Source organism: Ferdinandcohnia sp. FSL W7-1320 (assembly GCF_038050315.1).
In the GTDB taxonomy this organism is placed as follows: Bacteria; Bacillota; Bacilli; order Bacillales; family Bacillaceae_L; genus Ferdinandcohnia; species Ferdinandcohnia aciditolerans.
Map to the genome: position 1 here is coordinate 3,710,002 of NZ_JBBPAM010000001.1, position 22,522 is coordinate 3,732,523.

Consider the following 22,522-nt stretch of genomic DNA (forward strand, 5'->3'; position numbering starts at 1 on the left):
ATTAGTTTTTTCATTTTACGATCATCTCCTTTATTGATTTATATGACTATGTTTTTTCAAAGATGAGATTACCTTTGAAAAATAATAGCTTGCTAGCTTATATTTATGATTTTCTTGATAGATTTTTCCAAGTTCCTCTGCATAATAGGCTACGTAAAGGTGATGTTCAATGCCTTCAAAATATGGCAATGCATCCTTTTCAATAAATCTCATCAAGTTATCAGACTTATTCAACAAATAATCATAATAGATAAAATGAATCTTGAATTCAGGATACCCCTGGTGATTCTCAACTATGGTAAACCCTTCCTCAAGCCATTTTTTGCATCCTTCATGGTCTCCTATTTTATAATTTTCTTCAATTAAACCGTGAATCGACCGTAAACGCCCAATTACCATGTGTTCTTCTTTATGTTCAAGGCTATTTACAAATTGCTTAATGGCTTTATTGGATTCACCTAATTTTGAATAGAGGACACCTTGATTATGATAAATTAAACCTAGTAATGACGGGTCTTTTATCCCTTCTGCTACCTTTGTTGCAAGCAAGTAATTCTCTTCAGCCATTTCGAATTCGTTTATTTTTTCATAACAAATTCCCAATAATATTTGACACTCAGCACTCCTTTTTAAATCGTAAAGAGATTGATAGATTGCCAATGCCTTCTGTATATACACGATACTTAAGGCTAATTTCCCCATCCGGTTATTATTTAGACCTTTATAATAATATAAATCAGCCGTTTCCCAGCTCTCAAAGTGTACACTGCTCGTTAAAATCTCCTCTGCTACCTTAAAGTGATCCATTGCAACGGAAAACTGGCTTTTCAAATAATAAAACTGACCAACAAATTTTTCGTAGAAGTAATTCATTCGAATTTCAAAAATATCTTTATATAATTCAATTTTCTTGATATGTTGTTCAGCTTTTTCTAATTGGTTTGTAAATATTAGATACCTTAGTTCAAAAAGAACAAAGAAAATGGCAACCCGTGAATCATTTGTATTCTTACATTCATAAGCATCATAAAATGAAACCGCCTGCTCCCTTTTTCGAGAAACCATTAGGTGGTACCAATCATAAAGCTCCTTTAGCTGGGCATATTCTTCACTTTCAATTAGCTTGATTCCTAATCGATCACATAATAATTCAAGTACCTCTATGCTTGCAGAGGTTTGGTTATTTTCAATTTTTGAAAGATAAGAAATTGAGATAATCTCATGTGCCAATTCTTCTTGTGTCATATTGTTTTGAATTCTAAAGAAACGTATTCTGCTTCCTATCTCCATCTTTCATACCCTCTCATTGACTGGTTATAGAGGCAATTCAAAAAGCCATCAAATGAAAAACTTTGAATCCTGTCATCATCTGGTCTCTCCGTTCTTCACGTATTTAAAGTGTACGCTCCGTACCTATAGCGTGAGTTCCTAGACCTTTTCGTTTCTGATTTGTTGACTGTCTAAACTCTTATAATAACTTTTTCTAGAAAATTGGTAAAAACCCTCTTTTAATAAATAGGGCAAAAGACTCATTTTTCAGAGCAACACGATGGAAGTCACACTGACTTTTGCCATATTGAGTGTCTTTCTTTTCTTTTTTTATTCATTAAAACCTATGCTCTGTTCTGATTAATATGTAAAGACATGTTCAAATACACAAAAAGTACTATAAAAAAAACGGTCCCAGATAGTAAACTGTACCCTGTGTAGTAGACACATTAAAAAAAGTCTGCTGCACAGGGTCTTTTTATGTACAATAGATTAAAAATAGTGCGGGAGAGATAGTATGAGTAAAAAAATATTCTCGGAAAAAGAGATCGAATTACTAGCTAAAAATCCATATGTAAAATCAGTAAGTCCCAAAGGTATTACCTATTCAGATGAGTTTAAGGAGCACTTTATAACTCAAAATGACCTGGGGAAGTTTCCTAGAGAGATATTTGAGGACTGTGGGTTCGATACTGAGGTATTAGGTATGAAACGGATTGAGTCTTCTGGAAAAAGATGGCGAGAAGCTTATCGTAAGCACGGAATTCTAGGACTTCGTGATACAAGATCAGGAAACTCAGGTAGACCAAGGGAAAGAGAGCTTTCCACTGAAGAAAAATATGCAAGGTTAGAGGCCGAAAATAACCTGTTGAAAGCAGAGAATGAACTATTAAAAAAGATACGATTCGTAGAAAGGGGGATGAAGAAGAAATAAAATTGTCAGCTGACCAGAAATTTAACCTTATTCATTCCGTTATCGAGAAATACAATCTAACAAGGATGGTAACCCACCTCTGTAAAGTAGCTGGTGTGTCCCGTCAGGGATACTATAACTACTTTTCTGCTAAACAAGTTCAGAGAAGGAAGGATCGGGAGAAAAAGGATGAATCCCTTCGGGACCTGGTTTTAAAAGCATACAATTTCAAGAACCGTAAGAAAGGGGCTCGTCAAATTAAGATGGTATTGGCAGGTCAGTTTAGTGTTGTTTTCAATCTTAAGCGAATCAGAAGAATCATGAAGAAATACGGGATTGAGAGCCCTTTTAGGAGAGCGAACCCCTACAAGCGCATCATTAAGGCTACGCAGGAGCACAAGGTCGTCCCGAACTTACTTAACAGGGAATTCAAACAAGGAATCCCACACAAGGTCCTTCTTACGGATATAACCTACCTATATTTCGGAAAAGGTAAAAGGGCTTATTTATCAACCATTATTGACGCTTCCACCAATGAAGTCTTAGCTCATCAGGTCTCTGATCGAATTACTTTAGATATCGCTACGGATACACTTAAGAAGTTAAAGAAAAACAGGAGAATCAAACTGGCTAAAGGAGCTTATATACATTCTGATCAGGGAGGTCACTATACCAGCCCTGTTTATCAAAAGCTGGTGAAAAAATTCAAATTGGAACAATCAATGTCTAGGAGAGGTAACTGTTGGGACAACGCCCCACAGGAATCATTCTTTGGTCATTTTAAGGACCTGGCTGATATAAAATCATGTGAAACTTTAAAAGAACTTAAGCAAGAAGTGAAAGCTGCCATCCACTACTACAATCACTACAGATATCAATGGAATATGAAAAAGATGACCCCTGTTCAATACAGAGATCATCTTCTTAAAGTAGCCTAGCTTTTTTTAAAATGTCCTTTACAAGGGGTACAGATTATAGGACCGTAAGCTTATTTTTTCTTCACTTTTGCAAGCTCTGTTGAACCCGCTGTTGCTTGGCCACTTCCAATTATCTCAAACGTTTCAACTGCATCAAAATTAGTGATGATAATTGGTGTAATTGTACTCGCTGCCTTCTCTCTAATTAAATCTAAATCAAAGGTTACGAGATCGGTTCCAACCTCAACTTTATCCCCTTCTTTTACATGTGTAGTGAAGCCTTCACCCTTCATGTTCACTGTATCAAGACCTATATGTATAAGAAGTTCTAAACCTATTTCAGTTTTTATACCAATAGCATGTTTAGTCGGGAAGACCTGAATTATTTCACCTTTCACAGGAGAAACGACTTTCCCTTCTGACGGATCGATCGCAAGGCCATCGCCCATCATTTTTTGAGAAAAGACAGGATCTGGAACCTCTTCTAGGGCAAGGATTTTTCCATTTGCAGGAGCCACTAACACTTCCTCAATTTTTTTATCTTTACTTCCAAATAATTTTTTAAACATAATAAGCCTCCAATATTATAGATATGTTTAGTTGTATCATACCCATATTAAGAAAAAAAGAATTATGATTGGGTTGAATAGCATATCTCATTTTGTCAAAATATTGTCGAGTATGCAAGTAATATAGAAGGATTATCGGTGAATATGTCGAATTTCTAACAAAAAGCAGTATTCAAAAATTTTAGAAATAAGAGGGAGATGGAGCAAAAGTTGTTAGAGCATATTGGACATGTTCTTTACCATGTATTAATCGTTATTTTTCCTATTCTTATATATTATTTATTGACTATCCAAGATAATCATTCTTCTCCAAAGCTTCACCGAAATAAACTTCTTGGAATGATTATCATTATGCTTCTTTTAACTGTCACTTTCCCAGTAACATACGCGAATGGATTCGCTTATGATTTTCGGATAATCCCGATATTTATCGCATTCCTCTATATAGGATTTATCCAAGGAATTGTTGTTATATTAATTATGCTAGGTTATTTATTACTGCTTGGATATACTAACGTTCTCCTGTCTATTATGAATTACGCAATTATTGTATTCATTTTTTATTTTCTCTTAAAAAGGTACCATTCTCTTCTATTAAATAAAAAGCTAATCACACTTACATGTATTTACAGTTTCATTGTTATAACAAGAGCAATTACCTTAGTAAAATATAACCAAGTTGATCAAATTCTAATTATGATCCTTTTTTCGTTTATTACGTGGATTACCATCTTATTAGTAGTTCTACTTATTGAGAACTTAAAGCAACAAATTCTCTTACAAAGGGAATTAAGACGTTCTGAAAAATTGAACGTAGTTAGCCAACTAGCAGCATCAGTTGCCCATGAGGTACGCAATCCGCTAACTACAGTAAATGGATTTCTTCAGTTAATTATTCGAGATGATAACATTACTGATAAACAGCGAAATTATATCGTTATTACCCTTTCTGAATTAAATCGTGCACAATCGATCATAAATGATTATTTATCTCTTGCTAAGCCAAATAATAGTAATACTGAATTGGTAAACATCAGCGAAGAACTATCAAAAACGGTTGAACTCATGACATCTTATACAAATATTCAAAGCATTGAGGTTGAAACCTTCATTGAAGACTCGCTATACATTAACGGGAATAAGGATGAAATCAAACAAGTCTTGATAAATATTATTAAAAACGCAATAGAAGCAATTGGAAATGACGGCTTATTGCAAATAAATGCTTTTGCAACAGACCAAGACATTATTGTTAAAATCACTGACAATGGTCCTGGAATGACAAAAGAACAACTTTCCAAAATAGGTACCCCTTTTTATTCAACAAAAGATAAAGGAACTGGCGTAGGGCTGACCATTTGTTTTCAAATTATTGAGCAATTAAAAGGTTCAATCGATGTAGAAAGTACGGTTGGGATAGGAACCTCTTTTCTTATCAAGTTACCAATATCCAAAAATCCTCCAATATATTAAAACATGAGGTGATGCATAATGTGTGGTCGATTTACTCTTTTTGCAGAGTACGAAGATATACTTAACCGTTTTGATATTAAAGCGGCAATTGAACAAGATTTATATCAACCAAGCTATAACATTGCCCCTTCACATTCGGTCCTTTCAGTTATAAATGACGGTACACAAAATCGCTTAGGTTATTTACGTTGGGGATTTGTACCTTCATGGGCAAAGGATGAGAAAGTCGGATATAAAATGATCAATGCACGCGCTGAATCATTGGCTGAAAAACCAAGCTTCAGACATGCCTTTAAACATAGACGCTGTCTGATTATTGCGGATAGCTTTTATGAATGGAAAAAAGGGCCTAACAAAACAAAAACACCGATACGAATTAAATTAAAATCGAATGATATATTCGCAATGGCGGGAATCTGGGAACGTTGGAAATCTCCGGATGGGCATACCTTATATTCTTGTTCAATCATTACCACAACCCCAAACGAACTAATGAGGGATATTCACGATCGTATGCCAGTTATATTAAATAAAGAGGACGAACAAGCATGGCTTAATCCATCTCTAAAGGATGTATCGAGGGTTTCACATCTACTCAAACCACTGACTGCTGACAACATGGAGGCATATGAGGTTTCGTCTTTAGTAAACTCGCCTAGCAATAACTCACCAAATTTAATTCAAAAAATATGTTAATGAAGAAAACGACTAATTTCTATCACGGATTAGTTGTTTTTTATTTTTTTAAAAGCTAATTATCTCAAAACTATTATTTTAGTATACCGAAACTCTTGTGACTATAAGGTAGTCATTTTTACTTATGTATAGGTTTGAAAAACTTGATTTCTATGATCAATAATGCCTATACTTTCATAACTTTCCTTTATGTCAAAGAGTTCTATGTTTTTTAAATACCAAATTTTTCACCTTAAAATTTCATTTCCAACTCTTAAATTTTATACACAATTGACAATTTTCGTGTTAAACTAACAAATATTATATTATTCATATAATATTAATTTCATAAGATAATAAGATGGACAACCATGAAAAAGGGGGAAAGAATATGAAAGAAATCTTTTACAAATGGAATCAGATTAGCCTAGTTAAACGTATATTTGGTGGTATTATCGTTGGTATCCTATTAGCATTAGTCGTACCAGAAGGAGCAAAATGGGTTAGTATTTTTGGTTCATTATTTGTAGGTGCACTAAAAGCTGTTGCACCTGTATTGGTCTTATTCTTAGTTATTGACGCCATCTCTAAACACAGAAGTGGAACCCAAACAAATATCAAATCGATTATCGGCTTATACGCAATAAGTACATTCTTAGCTGGATTCGTAGCCGTTTTGGCAAGTTTTATCTTTCCAGTAAATCTGTCACTTGTTTCTGGTGCAGAAGACCTTTCACCTCCAAGTGGTATTTTAGAGGTCCTTCAAACATTACTATTTAATATTGTAGACAATCCGATTAATGCCCTAATGAATGCAAACTACATCGGAATTCTAGCTTGGGCAGTTGTTCTTGGAATTGCATTAAAAAATGCAAACGACACAACTAAGACATTAATTACCAACGTATCTGATGCAATCGCAACAGTCGTAAAATGGGTAATCAGCCTAGCTCCTATCGGAATCATGGGTCTAGTGTTCGACGCATTTGTAACAAATGGACTATCTGCATTAATGGAATATGGAAAAATCCTAGGCCTTTTGCTTGGCTGTATGTTCTTTATTGCACTTATTGTGAATCCTTTAATTGTCTATTTCTACATTCGTCAAAACCCATATCCACTTGTATTTAGATGTCTAAGAGAAAGTGGGCTAACAGCCTTCTTTACTCGAAGCTCAGCAGCAAACATTCCGGTTAATATGAACCTTTGTGAAAAACTAGGATTAAATAAAGATACTTATTCTATTTCAATCCCATTAGGCGGAACTGTAAATATGGCTGGTGCGGCAGTAACGATTTCTGTTCTTACTCTTGCAGCTGTTCATACACTCGGCATTCAAGTTGATTTTGCAACAGCTCTAATTCTTAGCGTCTTATCAGCAATTTCAGCAGCAGGTGCATCTGGTGTTGCCGGTGGGTCACTTTTACTTATTCCTTTAGCGTCAAGCTTATTCGGAATTCCGAACGATGTTGCCATGCAAGTCGTTGCAGTTGGTTTCATCATCGGTGTCCTACAAGACTCTTGTGAAACTGCTCTTAACTCATCATCGGACGTACTTTTCACTGCAACTGCTGAATATGCTAAGAAACGTAAAGAAAAGAAGAATGTTACGGTTAAGTCGGCTTAATCCTTTATTTAAACATATTAATAAACACAATAAGACAAAGGGACTGATACGTTCTCTTTGTCTTTTTTTATCAAGATTGTTTTTTAATAATTTTTTCTCTGTTATCTGTTTGTGGAGGCTCCTCCAACCACCCATGTTTAATCATAATATTTGCCCCATCCTCAGCGTACATCGAAATTTCTGGAATTAATGATGCATATCTAAATCCTATATCTCTCCTTGGACTAGCCGCCATGGCCATTCCGAAATTCCCAATACCCGCTGCAATCATTGCTGACACATGAAACATAATAAGTTTATCAGAGAAAACACTCGCATTACTATCTGTAACAGCTGAATCCCAACTCATTGGAGCAGGAAGATCCTCTTTGATTAAAAAGTCGCTAAAAAGTTCTATATATTTTTGCGAAAGTTTCTTTCCTCTTACTAAGAATTTTTTTACATCATCACCTTTTGCAGTTTGTGCAAATCCTGTCATCAGTACCTTACCAATCGCATTGGTCTGTATATTTAAAAATAAATGACTAATTTCAATAGAGGTTAGTGCTCTTTTCTTCCCCATGAAACCAGCTAAAAAATGCTGTTTCTCTACAAAATCAACCTTGTCGGGAATAGATATATACGGAGGTCTTACATATATTCCTTGTTTTAACATTAATTCACGTGTTTGGTCCTGCAATTCAACACCTAAATTTAATACCCGCTTATGAAAAGCAATTACATCGGGCCGTGTCGCAAGGCCCAGTGCTCCACTACTACCTGCCATTCCGAGAATAGACATTTGCCTTAGGTACATTAATACGAAAGTATCAGAAAATAGTCTAGGAGCTTTAAAATCTACATCCTGTTCTGTAAATCCTAATGGGATAGGAAATTCTTCTTTTTCAAAAATTTCACGTACAATTTTTTGGTTTTCTTTAGATGCTTCCAGTGTATATTCAATAATTGGACGTACTTCCTCATCTTCAACTTTATCTAAAAAATACAAATTAACACATTCAGCTAACGTATCGTTTATGTATTGTGTCCATAAGCTCGACATCTCCGCAGCTGTTAGACGAATCTTGTTTTTATCCTCCATGTGAACGAACAACCTCCCAGTCTAGTCCTAACAAGGATAATTTCTCCAAAAACGGATAAAATTATTATAATTATTATCCAAAGTCTAAAAATAAACGCAAAAAAATCACTTGAGAAAACTCAAGTGATCTCATGATGATTCCGAGAGGGCTCGAACCTCCGACCCCTACCCTGTCAAGGTAGTGCTCTCCCAGCTGAGCTACGGAATCACTATATGAATAATTCATAATATACATCCGTTTTGAGTGTTTGTCAATTAAATTCTAGTCATTTTATCGTGAATACATAATTTTGTGGTTTTTGCTATTTGTCGTTCACTATTTTCCTATGAAAATATTAACATCGTAAAAACCATAAATATATGTTATTATTGACATATATTCATTTTATTTGTATAAATATAATATCAAGGCAAAGTACAATTTAATAGTCGCTGAATTCCCATTTTTGGGAAACGGGGGAACCATAAACGTGCAAAAGAGCACACGGGGTGAATCCTTTTTTATAAAGGTAGGAGATACTCTTCATCCGAATCCGACAGCTAACCTCGTAAGCATTTGGAGAGAGCATTGTTGCGCAATTTTATCGATAAGCCACGAGCCACACTCTCGTGGTTTTTTGTGTCTTACGAAAAGAATGCTGTTCTTCGACATGCGCATTCCCATTTGTTTTGCCAAAAAAAGAAAACACTTTCAATACAACTTAGAGGAGGTTTTTTATGTCATTAACTAAGAAGATTTTATTAGGTTTAGGTCTTGGTGCGATTGTAGGTCTTATTTTGAATTTAACATCACCTACTGTTTTTGAATATGCAAATACGTGGGTATTCGTTCCATTGGGTCAAATTTTCTTGAATTTAATTAAAATGCTTGTTGTTCCAATAGTCTTGGTATCTATTACTCTAGGAGTTACTGGCCTTGGTGATCCAAAGAAGCTTGGAAGAATTGGTGCCAAAACGATAACATATTTTTTAGCAACTACAACGATAGCGATTACAATTGCCATCGCTCTTGCTTCCATTTTCAAACCTGGTGCTGGTGGAGCTTTTGATACGCAAGGGGCTACTTATGATGGGGCTACTGAAGCTCCTCCATTCATGGAAACCTTAATTGGAATTATCCCGACAAATCCATTCACGTCAATGACAGATGGTAATATGCTTCAAATTATTGCATTTGCAATTTTTATAGGTTTTGCTCTTACCGTGTTAGGCGAAAAAACGAAAGGTATTGTAAATTTATTCGAACAAGCAAATGAAGTATTAATGTATCTTGTTAATCTTGTTATGAAGACGGCTCCTTATGGTACATTCGGATTAATTGCAACAGCTATTGGTGGCCAAGGGTATGCTGCAATAAAAGCAATGCTTGCATACTTCCTAATTGTACTTGCCACTCTACTTATTCACGCAGCCATTACTTATGGTGGCACGATTGCATTATTGGCAAAACGAAACCCTATTGAGTTTTTCAAAGGTTTTGCGCCTGCGATGACAGTTGCTTTTAGTACGTCAAGTAGTAATGCTACACTCCCTATATCAATGGAAACTGCACAGAAAAATCTTAAGGTTCCTGAACCAATTAGTAGCTTTGTTCAACCATTAGGTGCGACTATCAATATGGATGGTACAGCTATTATGCAAGGTGTAGCCACCATTTTCATTGCACAGGTATACGGATTTGACCTAACTTTTACTCAAATTATTATGGTTATCTTAACGGCTGTACTTGCTAGTGTAGGTACTGCTGGTGTTCCTGGTGTTGGTTTAATCATGCTAGCAATGGTTCTAAATCAAGTTGGTTTACCACCAGAAGGTATCGGTTTAATTATTGGTATTGATCGTTTACTTGATATGACACGTACAGCCATCAATATCACAGGTGATGCTGCGTGTGCTGTATATGTTGCAGAATCTGAAAAGAAACATATGGATGAAGCAGCAGCTTAATTTTTAATTTGTACCGAAAGCGACAGGGAGTTTTTCCTGTCGCTTTCCTATTTTTCAAGCGTTATAATAGTGATGCAACATAATTGATCGAATGTTTGGAGGTTTAAAAAGATGACGATTAATAAAGGTACTGTTAGGGAAATGACTATACATAGTAAGATTTTAAATGAAGAACTTGAGCTTATCGTTTATTTGCCTGCTACCTTCTCCCCTCTATATAAATATAATGTACTCATTGCTCAGGACGGGCGCGATTACTTTAATCTAGGCAGGGTTGCGAGAGTTGCGGATAAGCTAATTGAAACAAGTGAAATAAGCAATACCATAATTGTTGGAGTTCCTTATAAAAGCGTTGCAGACCGCCGTAAGAAATATCACCCAGATGGTGAGCAGCATGATTTGTATAAGCGTTTCTTAGGGGAAGAACTTGTCCCATTTCTTGATCAAGAGTTCCCGACCTATCAAATGGGACAAGGACGTGCATTAATCGGGGATTCTCTGGCGGCGACGATTTCACTACTAACAGCACTTGAATACCCACATACTTTTGGAAAGGTGATCATGCAATCTCCCCTTGTAAATGATCATGTTCTGTTACAGGTTGAAAGTTTTGCAGACCCATATCTCCTTGACTTATATCATATAATCGGGACAGGTGAAACCGAGGTGAAAACAACAAAGGGTAATATTGAGGATTTTTTAACGCCAAACCGAAAATTACATAAGCTCATTGTGAGCAAAGGTTTTTCCTATTTCTATGAAGAATTTAACGGTAATCACACGTGGAAATACTGGCAGCCTGACTTACCAAGGGCACTTTCAAAAATGCTCAAATAGCCGTTTTTTTATTCTATCATTTTCAAATATTTGATATAATTATATTATTATTTTTCGTTTACAACATTTGGTACTTCACTTTTTGAAATTTAAAACTATAGGAGGGCAATAAAATGAAATACGGCATTGTTATCTTCCCATCCAAAAAACTTCAAGACATCGCGAATTCATATCGTAAACGGTATGACCCGCATTATGCATTAATCCCACCGCATATCACACTAAAAAACACATTCGAAGCATCCGATCATGAGATTGTGGATATTACAAGGGAATTAGCAGCGGTAGCTAAACAGGTAGATTCATTTAAATTAAATGTGTTAAAGGTGAGTTCGTTTTCTCCTGTAAACAATGTAATTTATTTAAAAGTAGATCCAAATGAAGAATTACAGACATTACATAATGCCTTACACTCTGGCTATTTTGCTGGAGAACCTGAATATGCATTTGTGCCACATATTACAATTGGGCAAAAACTATCTAGCGATGAACATTCAGATGTGTATGGTCAGTTACGTATGTTAAAAATGGATCACGAAGAGCAAATTGACCGTTTCCACCTCCTCTATCAGTTAGAAAATGGTTCTTGGACCGTTTACGAAACATTTCGTTTAGGAAAGGAAAATTAATGACATTATGGAAGCAAGAATTGTAACGAACAACAATGAAAAAGACGATGCCTACACAATAAGAAAAGTAGTTTTCGTTGATGAACAAAAAGTACCTCTTGAAGAAGAGATTGACCAATTTGAAGATGAGGCAACACACGTTGTCCTTTATGATCATAATGAGCCTGTAGGAGCTGGCCGTTTCCGCGTTGTTGACGAGTACGGCAAAGTGGAGCGTATCTGTGTTCTTGCTTCACATCGAAAAAAAGGTGCAGGGAATTTGATTATGCATAAGATGGAGGACATCGCTAGAGAGCAAGGCATTTCAAAATTAAAGCTCAATGCTCAAACGCATGCAGAAAACTTCTATAAAAAGCTTGGTTATGAAACCGTATCTGGTCTTTTTATGGATGCTGGAATTCCTCATGTCACAATGGTTAAGGAAATATAAGGATGTCGAATGACATCCTTTTTTTCATGGATAAAAAAGGGTAAACCTGCTCATTCTACCATAGAGAGGTGAATGAGTTGGAATTTTTTAGAATTGCATTTGATTTAGTAGTTGGTCTGTTAGGATTACTGGTTCTTACAAAAATATTAGGTAAAACACAAATTACACAAATTACACCTTTTAATTTTATCTCTGCCTTAGTACTTGGTGAATTAGTTGGAAATGCGGTTTATGATCAAAAAATTGGCGTATTACAAATACTATTTTCCATTATTGTATGGGGAGTATTAATTTATGTAATTGAATTAATAACTCAGAAAGTTCGAAGGACTAGGCCTTTTCTTGAGGGAAAGCCAACAATTATTATTCATCAAGGAAAGATAATTAAAGAACATTTAAAGAAAAACAAACTTGATATCAACCAATTACAGCATCTTCTTCGGGCGAAGGATGTTTTTTCAATTAGAGAAGTAGAGTATGCAATTTTAGAAACAGATGGCTCCATTAGCGTCCTAAAAAAATCTAAATATGACCCACCCACACGCCAAGATTATAATATGGCGGAACAGAAGGTTCGTCTCCCTATTACATTAGTAAGTGATGGCATATTAATTCAAGAAAACCTAGAGGAAAGTGGATTTACTGAGGCATGGCTACATTCGGAATTGAAAAACCAGGGGGTAGCCACGTATAAGGATTTGCTTATTGCAGAATGGCATGAAGAGGAAGGCCTGTACGTTCAAGAATTTTAACCTTCCTATTTTTCATATAGACTCGTTGTAAAGCAGCCCTTTGCCAGTATATTGAGAACGAATATTTTCAATATATTGGCTTTGTTTTTTTGTCATTGCTTTACGTTCAACATGGTTTAAGCCATGCATTTGCTGATTCATATTTAATGACATTGGATTTACTGGATTTAACTTAATTTGGTTTGTTTTATAGATTGTAGTCCGATGTACATATTGAGTATATTGTTCATTATTAATTGGTAATATATATCCCATGTTTTGCCCTCCATCCTTTTTCATTAGTTTTATGTATCGAGCATTTACATTATGTTATATATTAAAATTTTCGAAGTATCTCCTGTATTTATAAGGGTCGTATCAGAAAAGGCCTGGCAATTTCGCCAGACCACACGCTTACTTTTTATTAATCATTTTTGAAATAGTGTTAAAGTCCATTTTTTGGTCGCCATTTACAATGCTATTAACAATTTTGTCTTCAAGCTGTTTGTTTACCGGCTTATTTGCAATTTGTGAAACCTTTCTAATTACAGAGCGAACTGTGTTTTCATCCTTAAAATTCGCATTTTGCAAAGAGTTTGCTAACTGGAATACATCCTGCATATTTACGCCTGTTTTCTTTTCGATATTCTTAAAAAAGTTATTGTCCATTTTGAAGCCTCCTTACTTTGTGTTATATCGTATGACCCCCGCCTAAAAGTGGTGCATGTCGCGGGGTAAAACCTAAATTCATTATTTCGGGTAATAAATGGAGAAAGTACGAGTCGTTTGACTCGTACCTCAATTTGGGGGAATGTTGATATTAGTTATAGAAAGAAGCACCTACAATAATTAATAGGATGAATAATACTACGATTAATACAAATGTACTACCGTAGCCATATCCGCCACCGCCATAACCGTAGCCGCCAAAGCCGCAACCACCGAATCCGTAGCCCATATTTTTGCACCTCCTCTTAAAAAGAGTACATTATAAAATATGTTACTAAGTGTGTTTTGGTGAGGACAGGAACACAGGGCAAACGCGGAATTTCAGGGTCCTTATCCCTCTATGTTTTTCTCTAACTCTTGTTGTTTTTTAGAAAACCATTGATCAAGTTTTTCCATTCTTGATTCAAACTGTTTTTCAAATTTACTAGCCTCAGTATCTAACTTCCTTAACCCCTTTTCGTTTTCTGAAGCCCATTTATCTAATTTTGCCTTCGCTTCATCATGGTCTTTGTAGTAATCCGCAACAAAACGTTCGATCTCTTTTTCAAATTTGCTCATAACGCTACACCTCCAAGTACTATATAAAATGCTAAAAACAGGCTACCTGAGCCTGTTTTTATCGTTCGATTTACTTAATTGCGTTATGTGCGTTAATACAACCTGCACCATAGGTATTTAAAATCAATACCTTTCCATTTATCTCACCTTTTAGTAAATCTTTTTTATATCTTCCGGAATATATTTTTTATTCTGTTTCTTTTTATATTTTCTTAGGTTTCATTGATAACTTTTCGAGTGTTTTGTGCAAAAAACAGGGTGTCCATGTAAATGGGCGATTTAAATTTATTGGTTTTTTCTGGGGCTTTTGACCATTTTGGAACCATAATTCCTTATAAATTGAACCATTGAAAATCCAAACATTTTACTAACCACCTTAATTACTATAAATTAATGTAAGAAAAGTTGAGATAGTTTTTTAAGCGGTGTTTGTCCAATTACGACCCCCAATTTTCTAGTATTCATAGATTTTTAATAGATTTGTATTACTAATTAATTTAATGTTTCTTTATATAAAAAAACAGACTAATCAGCCTGTTTTTTCTTGTCTATCAATATCTGTTTTTATAAAAGTTCCCATGTTAATGGTGTCCCACGTTTTGTGTCTTTTGAAATTTTTTTCCCTAATAAATTCTCATAGTACCTTGGATGTAATCCAAAACCAGGTCTAATCGATTTTAGGTTTTCAGAAGTGAAGACATCACCAGTTTTCATATCTTTTGTAATATATAGTGAACGACGATATTTTTTTGAGGGTATTTCATGATTCGTTGGTCCATACGTTATTTCTCCTAGTGACTGCCAAGCTCTTGCTGTCTCAATGACAAGTAACTCCATCTCCTCTGGTTCAATTGAAAATACAGAATCTACCCCACCATCGCTTCGATTCAATGTGAAATGTTTTTCAATAACCGTAGCACCTAATGCAACACTTGCAACAGCTACACCAATTCCCAAGGTATGATCTGACAGTCCTACCTGACATTGAAATAATTCTTTTAAATGAGGTATCGTATTTATATTTGTATTTTTAGGTGATGCTGGATACGAACTTGTGCATTTTAACAAAATAATATCTTCACATCCCGCTTCTCTTGCTACTCTCACTGCCTCTTCAATTTCTGCTACAGTTGCTAAACCTGTTGAGACGATCATAGGTTTACCTGTTGAAGCTACCTTTTTTATCAGCGGTATATCACTGATTTCAAACGATGCGATTTTATAAAATGGGACACCTAATCCTTCCAAAAAGTCCACTGCAGTTTCATCGAACGGAGTACTAAACGGAATAATACCCAACTCTTTACACTTTTCAAAAATTGGCTTATGCCACTCCCAGGGGGTATATGCCTGTTGATACAGACTGTATAATGAATTTCCGTTCCAAATGCTGTCTGAATCATTTATATAAAAATCACTGTTTTCAACATTAAGTGTCATTGTGTCTGCAGTATACGTTTGAATTTTCAAAGCATGTACGCCAGACTTTGCAGCTGCCTCAACAATCTTTAATGCTCGCTCTAATGATTGATTATGGTTTCCAGACATTTCTGCAATAATGAACGGAGAATGCGTGGACCCAACTAATCTCCCTCCTAAATTTATCTCCTTCATAAAGACCTTCCCTTTCTGTTAAGATTGAATTTTTCGTCCTAATAGGAAAGCTTCAGCCGCTTGTTTACCTATATTCGCACCTCGCCAATAGGCTTGGTATTCTAATGCTTTTATAGAACGAGCATGTGGCCATTCTCTCATTTCATAATCATAAGCCTCCAAGGATTTTAGTTTTAGAGACAAAGTATCTGTAATATCTACATACCAATTAGGTACAAATGGAGGTGCTGAACCTGCTGTCATCCACTCCGTGCTGGAGGCTGTTTCAAAAAATAAAAGTTCTTCGACAAAGTGATTTTGAGGAAAAGGCCGGCAGGCTGTAATTACAGCTTCATGAATGCGGCGGTGATCAATATTAACATCGCCTATATGGTGCGTATATATAATATTGGGTTTAATCTCATCTATTAGCTCTTCAACTATTTTGATAAGATCTAAACGATTTAGTGAATCTAAACGATTATCCGGTAAGTCTATTAATTTCAGGGAGTGTACACCTAGAATTTCATTCGCCCTTTTTGCTGCAGAACCTAATTCAGATAATTCTTCTTTATGCGCGTTTCGATCTCTTGATTTATCTCTACTTGTAATACCTTCGGCGAGAATAACAGTATGAACTTTATCACCCTCCTTAACATGCCTTGCGATAGTTCCCCCACACCCCAATACCTCGTCATCAGGGTGTGCTGCAATCACTAATACTTTCTTGTTCATGTAACATCCTTCCTTTTTCTTATTTTTACATCTGCATGTATATGATCAGGTTTTAAAGAACATCTTTCAAACTCTAATCGAAATTCCCCTATTTCTATAAAAGCTTTTGGATAGCCATCTGCATCTAGCATCCTTATATAATCAAAAACTTGTTCTATTGTTTTTAATTGGCTAATATCCCCATCTTTAGGCTTTCTTCTTTGAAATAAGACCGGCTCTCCTTCCTGCTTTATAGGGGTAGGCTGATGTTCAATGATATTAATAATCATATCTTTTATCGTTTTGGCCGCACGCACGTATATCTCTTCCGCATTGCCAAATAACGATAATGGTTTCTTCATATATACTGGCCCAGCATCTAAATCCTTTTCACACTTCAATGCAGTAATTTTTGTTTCATAAATACCTCGACTAATCAAATTTTGTAATGGGCTCCCTCCTCTTCCAAATGGAACGTCTGTCATGTGGAAAATAACACTTTCAAAGTGATTGTATATTTCGGAGGGAATGATATAAGACCAATGAAGAAAGAAGACATATCTTGGATTCATTTCGAGTAATCTTTCCTTTTGCAAGTCTTCCTTCTTATCTATCCAATAAACTTCATGTTCTAACTCATTAGTTAATTCTTGAAAAACCGAGTGATATCGTTCGTGATTAGCAACTACAGCTATCTTCACATACATCAATCCCTTTACGTACTAAATCATTCAAAATAAAAGGTCGTTGGAATTCATACCAATCTTTATTTAAGAGACCATACGTATATACATCTATAAATTTATCATCCTTTTTTATGTGACCCTTAAATAAACCTTCTTGTTTGAAACCTAATTTTTCATGGAACTTCACACTGGCAAGATTGTATGCTAGTATCTCCCCATAAATTTTGTTCATCTTCAGTTTTTTATAGGCGTAGTCAAAAGCTAAGGTTGCCATTATCGTCCCCGACCCTTTAGCCGCATCATCCCTACCAAGATAAAACCCCCAATAGCAATGCTCATGCTTATAGTTAATTCTATTAAAGTAAACCAATCCCGTTGGAATATCATCCATAAAAAATAATAAATAAACATCGTTTTTGGATTGAAGGATATGTTGAATCCATTGTTGATGTTCTTCCATCGTAATGATTTTTTCATTGTACATATTTTTTCTAATTCGATCTTGATTACGCCATGACAATATGGTATCTAAATATTCGGAAGTTAGAAATTGTAATTTGTACTTCATCCTTTTAATTCCTTTCACAAATTGCATGAATAAGAGAGTGGAAATTATCATTTTCATTCTTCAGTAGGTCTTTAGATAACTTTTCCATTTGTATTAATTGATCTGGGGTAACTAATAAAGATTCAAGTGTTGAAGTAATACATTTTTCAGTAACCTGCTCTTTTGAACCTAAATAGCAAACGATCTTACGTTTGCTTAATGTAGACGCGATTAATTCTTGATTCTTTGCAATCGAGATTAAAATTGTAGGTAATCCCATTACACATCTTTCCCAAGTTGCTGTTCCCCCTGCTCCAATACACAAATCAGCTTGATTCATCAATTCAGCCATATTATTCACCTGAAGATGAAATATAATATTTTTACTTTTATTGCAAATAGCCTTTAGATTTTCTTTGTTTTCGTTATTACTACCTACTACAACATCAACCATAATATCCTCTCGAGATAATGCCATAATAGCGTTTATCGCCTTCAATGTTTCGTTTGTAGGGTCAATACCTCCAAAGAAAATTAGAATACGGCGGATCTGACCATTTCTTTCTCTTAAACAGTCTTTCCTATCCAAAAACTCTTTTCGCAATATTGCAAATTCTGGCCCTAAAAATGTTTCACAATTGTCTGGTACTAACGCATTGTATCTCGTATCCATATCCTCGTAGAAATTCTGATCTAATAGAAAGTGACATTTATGTTTTCGATCCGCTAAATCATCAATTACCATAATACGCTTTACATAAGGTATTAACTCTTTTTCCCATTCAATATCAAGTGCATAATGATCAATTACTAATAGATCAACACGTTTATCTTTGATAAAGCAAATTGTTTCGGCTGCATCTTCTTTTTGAGATACTTTTAGCCAATCGGCATGTAAGACATGCCCTCGAATGTATTTTGCATCTTTTCTTGGCAAAACAATTACTGGGAACCCCTTACTTTGTATATAGTCACAAAGATTTCCTTCATGTTTCCGACAAATAAATGTAATTTTTGCACCATGTTCATTTAATTGCTCTGCTAGAGTTAAGCACCTCATCACATGCCCTGTCCCTATTTCAAACGAAGCGTCTACACGAATAAATACATTCATTCTGGTTTTTTCTCTCCATCACTTTTTTGTTGGATATGAGCATTAAGAAGAAATAAATCATTTCTTTTTTCTAATAAACGGGTTATATCTTCTAGATCAAAATTAGGATTCTTAGGATAAAGAATTTCTATAATGTTTCTTATTAACTCATAGTCCTCTTCCGTATCAACTGTAAGACGGTATTTACTTAAATCACTCTTGTATTTAACATTTTTTATTTGAAACTGGGTAGGGTTTCTGAGAATATAAGTGGTGACATGCTCCCGATATAGATGTTCGATGCCTTGCCTATACGACTGTTCGAGCGCATTAAAGGAAAAAACCTCGGTATCAAATCCTCTAGGATACGTTCTTTCAATCGTATTTGAAACATAATCATACCTTGGAGAGTTTTGTAGAAATGTAGTGATGATTTGATCTATTATACTTGGACTAATCAATGGACAATCTGAAGTTATCCTTATGATAATATCGGCCTTCGATTCCAATGCTGCATCATAATAACGTGATAACACATCTTCTTCAGACCCACGGATATAATCGATTGATAACTGCTCACACAAATCAATAATTGCCTGGTCGCTTTTCTTTGTCGTTGTGGCCACTACAATGTTGTCGATTATTTTCGACTTTTTTACTCGTTCAATTTGATATTCTAATAATGTTTTTCCTAATACTTTTTTTAAAACTTTTCCTGGTAGCCTCGTGGATCCCATCCTAGCCTGAATAATAGCTACTATTTTCATTAAAATCACCTTTGAAATTCATAATTAATTATTCATTATTCGTTAATTTATTCACTAAATGTTTTAATCGCTCTCCCGACGTCGTATCCAGAGAATAGGCATACGATAAAAACTCCATTCTTTTCCTTTGTTCATAATTTACAAGTTTGCCATTTAAATAATTTATAACCTGCTTTGCAAGTAATACGGGATCTTCTTGGATCAATTTCTCTAATGCATTAAAGTAACCTGAAGGTGCAGAAAACTCATTGTTAAGAACAAAAGCGGGGCGATCAGCTAACATAGCTTCTAACCCTACAGTTGAATGATACGTGACTACCACGTCAACATATTGGAGAATATCATAAAGTTCGATATTCATTGATGGAAAAACAGAAGAAGACTCTTTCGTTAGTTTATAGGGTTTTGTACTAGGATAGTCCTTGATAATAATATTTACATCCGTTTTTCTCAAGAGGTATTGAATAAAATCCCTCCACCTATCAATACCTTTCTCACCTCTAACAATCATTAATATCGTTTTCTTTTCTGGATCTAGACCTATACTTTCCTGAAACTGATTCTTAGAAATCGAAGGAGATCGGAAAATCAAATCAAATCGGGGATGCCCAATAATTTCAACGGACTGATCATTTACCCCCATTTGCCTATACCACTCAACTTCAAAATTCCCATAAACAGCATTAACTGTTGCTATTTGAGGAAAATACCCAAATTCACTTGAAATAATACCATGCTGCATACAGATTGTTGGAATTCCCTTCTCTGCTGCAACAAGTGCTAATGTTCGACTTTCTGGATAATGAGTTGAAGCAAATATGATACAGGTTGTAGGAACACTGTTCAAAAACTTTCTTGATCCATTGATAAGTTTTATGGTTTTCTCAATTTGATTGAATAATACCTGTTGAAACCCCGTATCACTAAATAGTGGATGTTTATTATATGTGTTGATTATTTTTTTTGCATATTGAGTATTTTTAACAATTTCTGTTTGTACTCCACTCTTTTCGAGGAATTGATTCAAATAATAGACAGGCAGACCATAAGATTCATTATTATCATTTGTGCTTGTTGTTATCATTTTTCTATCCTTTAGCATAATCGTATTGGAAGGATTAAAATGCTGATTTATGGTTTGCTTCGGAAAACGTAATAAATTTGCAACATCATGTAATACGACTTTTCCACCTTTTCTACTCATTGTATTCTCTCTTTTATGCAAGTTAATAAATGAATCGAATATAGATTGAACCTCTCCCGTGCTTTGAACAGTGTTCTTTAAATACTTGCCAAAAGACTCTTCGTGTAACGCATTTACCAGTTCTTTATTTTTTCTAATGAGACTTCGAAAATGAAATAAATAAGGTAGTGAGATTCCTTTATACGTTAATCCTTTGAAACTATCAATAAAATCAAGGTATAAAGACCAATAGTTTCGTTTATAGGTGTCCATTATTACCCCCCTTTATATTTTAATATTCCAATATGAAAGTAACTAACTTTCATACTATGCTAAACACTTTATTGAACAATAGCTATGGAAGTAGCTCTAACAATGGCCTGAATTTTGTTGTCCAAAGATTATCAACTGCAGTCAAGGTATTTTTAGTTATTGGATAGCCATTTTTTATTTCTTCTTTAAACATCTTAATTGCTCTATAAGATGGATTTGTTTTTCTCATTTCTTTCACCATTTCATGATCTACTGTTATCATTTGGTCTGCTTGTTGTATAGCCATTTTTGAAGCAGCTGAATATCCCAAACCATTTACTGTAGCCAAATGACCATATCCCCTGCCGTCTTCAGCAATTAATAAGCTTGGTTTTCTAGTTCTAAGAAACCAGATATGTGCATGGAGTCTAAATCCAATGTGAATATCGATTTCATCGTAAAATGCTAACTTCTCAGCCCCGCCTGATAAATCTACGATATTCACCAATTCTCTATTCCAACTTGGATTTATAAGTTTTTCAAATCTACCACGATAACCATGAAATGTAAGATATACCTCACAAGAAAACTCTCTCTTTATTTTAAGCGCTAACGAATACGCCATTTGCCAATGACTTTTAATATGTGGCATAGAGATGGCTACTTTTTTTATCTTCTTTGGAAGGACTGGTTTCGTCCCAATTAAATCATAATCAAATAATGCACAGTCCCCAGTGGTTCCATAACAGTTTATCCCATTATTTCGTAGTAGATTTTCAGTCGTTATATCTCTACATGAAATCAAACCTGCATTATTCGCTTCATTTGTTGCACCAAAATATTGTATTAAATGTCTCTTCTCCTCTTCATCAAGTTTAAGATGGGTGGACTGTTTGATAGTACCTGGATAAGTACTCCAGCCAGCTCCTATTGCATATATGGGAATACCCATTTTTGGGGCATTTTCTAGAAATTGTGTTCGATTCTTTGGTGCAACTTTACTCCCGTTTAATGTTGGTCTTAATCCTGGTGCAAGCACGGCTTTATATTTTGAAAAGTCTTTTATTGCTTCAACTCCTTGATCAGGTAAACTCACAATATCGTAATCAATATCGTTTCCTTTTATTTTTGCTAATAAATTTACAAGGCTTTTACCTATCAAATCATCTCCTGAATTCTTTGAACCTGTACCAGGATAAGTTGAAAGAATTAAATACGACAATTCATTCCCTCCTTAATTGTGAAAATATTCATAGACTCCCTTAACGATTAAGATATTTCTTAACCATCCTATTCTTCTAC

24 protein-coding genes, 1 tRNA gene and 1 riboswitch are annotated in these 22,522 nt (G+C 34.9%); of the genes, 9 read left to right on the forward strand and 16 right to left on the reverse strand.

Annotation, left to right across the window (positions count from 1 at the left end):
- Positions 1 to 30 precede the first annotated feature (30 nt).
- Positions 31 to 1,290, reverse strand: a complete 1,260-nt coding sequence (locus NST91_RS18285) for a tetratricopeptide repeat protein (protein ID WP_341332275.1) — start codon at positions 1,288 to 1,290, stop codon at positions 31 to 33.
- Between the two features lie 496 nt (positions 1,291 to 1,786).
- On the opposite strand from NST91_RS18285, the gene NST91_RS18290 reads away from it, so the two are divergent.
- Positions 1,787 to 3,120 (forward strand): IS3 family transposase gene (locus NST91_RS18290; protein ID WP_341332276.1). Its coding sequence is split into 2 segments (ribosomal slippage): positions 1,787 to 2,197 and positions 2,200 to 3,120, totalling 1,332 coding nucleotides; the frame shifts between segments, so codons are not numbered across the junction.
- 50 nt (positions 3,121 to 3,170) lie between these two features.
- Here the strand turns inward: NST91_RS18290 and NST91_RS18295 are convergent.
- On the reverse strand, positions 3,171 to 3,668 hold the full coding sequence (locus NST91_RS18295; protein WP_341332277.1) for a PTS sugar transporter subunit IIA: 498 nt from the start codon (positions 3,666 to 3,668) through the stop codon (positions 3,171 to 3,173).
- A 198-nt stretch (positions 3,669 to 3,866) separates the two neighbouring features.
- Here NST91_RS18295 and NST91_RS18300 point away from each other — a divergent pair, with 198 nt between their 5' ends.
- The 3 genes from NST91_RS18300 to sstT all read left to right on the forward strand — a co-directional run bounded on the left by NST91_RS18300 (position 3,867) and on the right by sstT (position 7,443).
- Positions 3,867 to 5,141, forward strand: a complete 1,275-nt coding sequence (locus NST91_RS18300; RefSeq protein WP_341332278.1) for an ATP-binding protein — start codon at positions 3,867 to 3,869, stop codon at positions 5,139 to 5,141.
- A gap of 18 nt (positions 5,142 to 5,159) precedes the next feature.
- On the forward strand, positions 5,160 to 5,837 hold the full coding sequence (locus NST91_RS18305) for an SOS response-associated peptidase (RefSeq protein ID WP_341332279.1): 678 nt from the start codon (positions 5,160 to 5,162) through the stop codon (positions 5,835 to 5,837).
- A gap of 370 nt (positions 5,838 to 6,207) precedes the next feature.
- Positions 6,208 to 7,443: a serine/threonine transporter SstT gene (sstT, locus tag NST91_RS18310; protein ID WP_341332280.1), complete on the forward strand. Its 1,236-nt coding sequence runs from the start codon at positions 6,208 to 6,210 to the stop codon at positions 7,441 to 7,443.
- Positions 7,444 to 7,513: 70 nt separating this feature from the next.
- On the opposite strand, the gene NST91_RS18315 is transcribed toward sstT, so the two are convergent.
- Positions 7,514 to 8,524, reverse strand: coding sequence for a DUF3231 family protein (locus NST91_RS18315; RefSeq protein ID WP_341332281.1), 1,011 nt, complete (start codon positions 8,522 to 8,524; stop codon positions 7,514 to 7,516).
- A 135-nt stretch (positions 8,525 to 8,659) separates the two neighbouring features.
- Positions 8,660 to 8,732: transfer RNA gene (locus NST91_RS18320), tRNA-Val, on the reverse strand.
- A 212-nt stretch (positions 8,733 to 8,944) separates the two neighbouring features.
- A riboswitch (cyclic di-AMP (ydaO/yuaA leader) is annotated at positions 8,945 to 9,095 on the forward strand.
- Between the two features lie 146 nt (positions 9,096 to 9,241).
- On the opposite strand from NST91_RS18320, the gene NST91_RS18325 reads away from it, so the two are divergent.
- The 5 genes from NST91_RS18325 to NST91_RS18345 all read left to right on the forward strand — a co-directional run bounded on the left by NST91_RS18325 (position 9,242) and on the right by NST91_RS18345 (position 13,119).
- A complete protein-coding gene (locus NST91_RS18325) occupies positions 9,242 to 10,471 on the forward strand; it encodes a dicarboxylate/amino acid:cation symporter (protein ID WP_341332282.1) in 1,230 nt (409 codons plus the stop codon).
- Positions 10,472 to 10,582: 111 nt separating this feature from the next.
- Positions 10,583 to 11,308 (forward strand): alpha/beta hydrolase-fold protein, encoded by a 726-nt coding sequence (locus NST91_RS18330; RefSeq protein WP_121445328.1) that lies wholly within the window; start codon positions 10,583 to 10,585, stop codon positions 11,306 to 11,308.
- Between the two features lie 113 nt (positions 11,309 to 11,421).
- Complete coding sequence (locus tag NST91_RS18335) at positions 11,422 to 11,937, forward strand: 2'-5' RNA ligase family protein (protein ID WP_121445329.1); 516 nt, start codon at positions 11,422 to 11,424, stop codon at positions 11,935 to 11,937.
- Positions 11,938 to 11,944: 7 nt separating this feature from the next.
- A complete protein-coding gene (locus NST91_RS18340; protein ID WP_341332283.1) occupies positions 11,945 to 12,367 on the forward strand; it encodes a GNAT family N-acetyltransferase in 423 nt (140 codons plus the stop codon).
- 77 nt (positions 12,368 to 12,444) lie between these two features.
- Positions 12,445 to 13,119, forward strand: a complete 675-nt coding sequence (locus NST91_RS18345; RefSeq protein WP_341332284.1) for a DUF421 domain-containing protein — start codon at positions 12,445 to 12,447, stop codon at positions 13,117 to 13,119.
- Positions 13,120 to 13,131: 12 nt separating this feature from the next.
- Here the strand turns inward: NST91_RS18345 and NST91_RS18350 are convergent, their stop codons facing one another.
- The 12 genes from NST91_RS18350 to NST91_RS18405 form a co-directional block, all read right to left on the reverse strand.
- Positions 13,132 to 13,374 (reverse strand): hypothetical protein, encoded by a 243-nt coding sequence (locus tag NST91_RS18350; protein WP_121445332.1) that lies wholly within the window; start codon positions 13,372 to 13,374, stop codon positions 13,132 to 13,134.
- Between the two features lie 138 nt (positions 13,375 to 13,512).
- Entirely contained in the window at positions 13,513 to 13,767 is a 255-nt protein-coding gene (gene spoVIF / locus NST91_RS18355) for a sporulation-specific transcription regulator SpoVIF (protein WP_121445333.1), read from the reverse strand.
- 151 nt (positions 13,768 to 13,918) lie between these two features.
- The gene (locus NST91_RS18360) at positions 13,919 to 14,056 is read right to left on the reverse strand and encodes a YjcZ family sporulation protein (protein WP_121445334.1); all 138 of its coding nucleotides are present in this window, start codon (positions 14,054 to 14,056) and stop codon (positions 13,919 to 13,921) included.
- A 101-nt stretch (positions 14,057 to 14,157) separates the two neighbouring features.
- The gene (gene yjzK, locus NST91_RS18365) at positions 14,158 to 14,385 is read right to left on the reverse strand and encodes a protein YjzK (protein WP_121445335.1); all 228 of its coding nucleotides are present in this window, start codon (positions 14,383 to 14,385) and stop codon (positions 14,158 to 14,160) included.
- Positions 14,386 to 14,949: 564 nt separating this feature from the next.
- Positions 14,950 to 15,999 (reverse strand): pseudaminic acid synthase, encoded by a 1,050-nt coding sequence (pseI, locus tag NST91_RS18370; RefSeq protein WP_341332285.1) that lies wholly within the window; start codon positions 15,997 to 15,999, stop codon positions 14,950 to 14,952.
- A gap of 18 nt (positions 16,000 to 16,017) precedes the next feature.
- Complete coding sequence (locus NST91_RS18375) at positions 16,018 to 16,713, reverse strand: PIG-L deacetylase family protein (RefSeq protein WP_341332286.1); 696 nt, start codon at positions 16,711 to 16,713, stop codon at positions 16,018 to 16,020.
- On the reverse strand, positions 16,710 to 17,393 hold the full coding sequence (locus NST91_RS18380) for a formyl transferase (RefSeq protein WP_121445338.1): 684 nt from the start codon (positions 17,391 to 17,393) through the stop codon (positions 16,710 to 16,712). The genes NST91_RS18375 and NST91_RS18380 overlap by 4 nt, the downstream gene beginning before the upstream one ends.
- Positions 17,371 to 17,946 carry a UDP-4-amino-4,6-dideoxy-N-acetyl-beta-L-altrosamine N-acetyltransferase gene (pseH, locus tag NST91_RS18385; RefSeq protein ID WP_341332287.1) on the reverse strand — a complete coding sequence of 192 codons (576 nt, stop codon included), beginning with the start codon at positions 17,944 to 17,946 and terminating at the stop codon, positions 17,371 to 17,373. Before pseH ends, NST91_RS18380 begins: the two co-directional genes overlap by 23 nt.
- Before the next feature lie 4 nt (positions 17,947 to 17,950).
- Positions 17,951 to 19,039, reverse strand: coding sequence for a UDP-2,4-diacetamido-2,4,6-trideoxy-beta-L-altropyranose hydrolase (gene pseG, locus NST91_RS18390; RefSeq protein WP_341332288.1), 1,089 nt, complete (start codon positions 19,037 to 19,039; stop codon positions 17,951 to 17,953).
- Positions 19,036 to 19,785 carry a cytidylyltransferase domain-containing protein gene (locus tag NST91_RS18395; RefSeq protein WP_121445341.1) on the reverse strand — a complete coding sequence of 250 codons (750 nt, stop codon included), beginning with the start codon at positions 19,783 to 19,785 and terminating at the stop codon, positions 19,036 to 19,038. Before NST91_RS18395 ends, pseG begins: the two co-directional genes overlap by 4 nt.
- 28 nt (positions 19,786 to 19,813) lie before the next feature.
- On the reverse strand, positions 19,814 to 21,241 hold the full coding sequence (locus NST91_RS18400) for a glycosyltransferase family protein (RefSeq protein WP_121445342.1): 1,428 nt from the start codon (positions 21,239 to 21,241) through the stop codon (positions 19,814 to 19,816).
- An 82-nt stretch (positions 21,242 to 21,323) separates the two neighbouring features.
- Positions 21,324 to 22,442, reverse strand: coding sequence for a polysaccharide pyruvyl transferase family protein (locus NST91_RS18405; protein ID WP_341332289.1), 1,119 nt, complete (start codon positions 22,440 to 22,442; stop codon positions 21,324 to 21,326).
- Between the last annotated feature and the right edge of the window lie 80 nt (positions 22,443 to 22,522).